This window comes from Thermogutta sp., from assembly GCF_039793925.1.
In the GTDB taxonomy this organism is placed as follows: domain Bacteria; phylum Planctomycetota; class Planctomycetia; order Pirellulales; family Thermoguttaceae; genus Thermogutta.
The window spans coordinates 1-1,006 of the sequence record NZ_JBAMME010000196.1 but is presented as its reverse complement, the minus strand read 5'-3'; the positions used below and the strand labels follow the sequence as shown (position 1 = coordinate 1,006).

Annotated in this window: 1 protein-coding gene; it reads left to right on the top strand. The window is 52.3% G+C overall.

Annotated elements, in window-relative coordinates:
• On the top strand, positions 1-839 hold an 839-nt coding region (locus ABJK56_RS07185), incomplete at its 5' end, for an RHS repeat-associated core domain-containing protein (RefSeq protein WP_347243986.1).
• Between the last annotated feature and the right edge of the window lie 167 nt (positions 840-1,006).

The window sequence follows — 1,006 nt, the reverse complement described above, 5'->3', positions numbered from 1 at the left end:
ACTTCGACGAACTCGGCTCGACGAGACTGCTGACCGACGCCGACGGCGACATCACTGACAAGTATGCCTACGACGCCTACGGCTCGCTTCTTTCGCACGACTGCTACTCCGGCTCAATCAACCAGCCCTACCAATACGTCGGCCAACTCGGCTACTACACGCACTACCAGGAGCCGGAGTTCGGGCTGCTGCAGCTTGGGGTGAGGTTTTATGATCCGGAGGTGGGGAGGTTTACCAGCAGGGATCCGGTGCGGGATGGTCTCAACTGGTACGTATACGGAGCGGACATTCCCAATTGTGCAGTCGATCCTTTCGGGGACAAATGGCGCCTTATCGACTGGATCAAGCACTACTTTTTCGGAGGTGGTCGCCCCGTTGACCTCGCAGACGTTGGACTTCTAGATGATCTGCGTGCGGAGCTAGATGCAAAGGGCTATACGGCTTCGTACGAATCGACTCAAGCTCAAGCTATGATGCTAAAAGCGCAGTCGTGGTGTGGAAAAGGGAATCGCGGGACCAGCGCAGTTCTTGATGTATACACCGGTGAGCGTGTGTTCCATCCCCTGATAGGAAGTGAGGGCAGCTCCAACTCGGCCCTATTCCCGATAGGTGGAACGACTGTGACAGCTACTGGCTACTGTGCTATTACTGTCAATTGCTGCAGGAGGCAACTAACATACACCTGCTTTTCTAATTGGAAATTGCGCGACAGGTTTGCAGATGTGATCGATTGGTTTGATTTAGTTGATTGGATAGACATCGATTTTCCCTATTCACGGCCATATGATATAACCGCCAGTTGGACAACTGGGTTTCGTCGGGGGAGCCTGCGATTTTGAACAATGAATGCGAAATTGTTTCTGAAGATAATAATCGGTCTTTTCCTACTGGTCATCACACTAAGCATTTTTACATTCCATATGGATCCTGTCCCGTCGGCAGTGGAAAGCTGGTAAGCGTCAAACCGCCCCCACCTTGACAGAAGCTACGATGGCGCGACTTGGTC